Raw genomic sequence first — 1,286 nt, 5'->3', positions numbered from 1 at the left:
CGAGTCGCTGTGCTTGGCCGGTGCCGCGGCCGGGGCATTCCCCACTCTTGGCCTGTCGGTCGGTGCCGGGTTTACCGGGTGTTCCGTCGTGGCCGCAGGAGTCGCGGGCGCGACGACCGCCGCATACAGCTAATCAGGAAGTCGGGGGCGGGACACGAATCCCGCGACCTCGGAGGCCAGGAGTTTCCATGCGCGTCACAGCAGTGATCGGATTCGCGCTCGTAGCATTGCTCTGCGGCGTCGCTCTGCTCTTTCTCGGCGTGATAGATGCTGGGGGCGGAAGAGTTCGGGCGGTGCTTCCGATAGCCATCGGTTCGGGTCTGGCCGTTGGTGGGCTCCTTTTCCTGCGCAAGGGACTCAAGCGATGACCATGTCACTGATTATGCCGCCGTCCGCTGCTGGACTGCCTACCTGGGCGATCGCCGTGATCTTTATCGTCTTCATCCTGGCGGTTCTGCTCGTTGTCACCCGCCGTCGATAGCTCGCCGCAAGGCCCGTGCGGCGGACCTCATCACCCGCACCTATGGGACGCGCAACCACGCGGGCGTCGCCCAGATGTATTTCCGCGCCATCAACACCCCGCACACGGCATAGGAGTGGAGTTCACCGAAATCGAGCACATCACCATCTGGCTGTAGTCCAGGAGCCGTTCGCGGGATCGAAGCGGGTAGGCCTGTTCCCTCACACCGGTACAACTGATGCGGGGGAACCGGCATACCCGCTTCGAGGGCCGCACTTGGCACCACCACGTCACCCTCGTCACCGCCGCCCAGGCATTCCTCACCCGCAGCGGGCTCGACCTCAAAGTCCGCGCACCGGCCTGACCCTCGATCAGGTCCTCGATGTTCTTCAGGACCTGCTGAGGTGATGGACCGGTACATGCACCACCTGCGGACGCCGCCTGCCCGGCCCCCGCAGCATCCGCAGACTGCCCGGGAACCTGACGAAGCACTACTGGGCGCGTGGCGGCACTCCCTCAGGCCCGGAAGTCCGCCGGGCGTTCCGGGGACGCCTCGGCCAGGGCCTTGTGGACCGCCTCCACGCCCGCCTGCAGGCCGTAGACCGGGGTACCCGGCTGCTGGCGCCAGGAGTCGGTGATGCCGCCGGCGTCGACCGTGTCGAAGCCCAGTTCCTCGATCAGGGCCCGGACGGTCCGCTTGGCCGCCTCGTCGTCGCCGGCGACCGGGAGGGCGAGGCGGTCCGGGTCGCCCGCCGGGCGCGGGCGGTCCAGGAGGTCCTGGGCGTAGGTGCCGTTGAACGCCTTGATCACCGGGTGGCCGAGGTGC

1 protein-coding gene and 1 pseudogene are annotated in these 1,286 nt (G+C 67.7%); one reads left to right on the top strand and one right to left on the bottom strand.

Annotated elements, in window-relative coordinates:
- The first annotated feature begins 698 nt into the window (after positions 1-698).
- Entirely contained in the window at positions 699-824 is a 126-nt protein-coding gene (locus GT030_RS37230) for a hypothetical protein (protein ID WP_272920740.1), read from the top strand.
- 152 nt (positions 825-976) lie between these two features.
- On the opposite strand, the pseudogene GT030_RS31515 reads toward GT030_RS37230, so the two are convergent.
- Positions 977-1,286, bottom strand: a pseudogene (locus tag GT030_RS31515) (NADP oxidoreductase); the annotation flags it as partial.

The organism is Streptomyces sp. SID1328 (genome assembly GCF_009865595.1).
Lineage (GTDB): Bacteria > Actinomycetota > Actinomycetes > Streptomycetales > Streptomycetaceae > Streptomyces > Streptomyces griseoluteus.
Note: the sequence above shows the minus strand (reverse complement) of the source record. Positions and strands in the feature narration are given on the sequence as shown.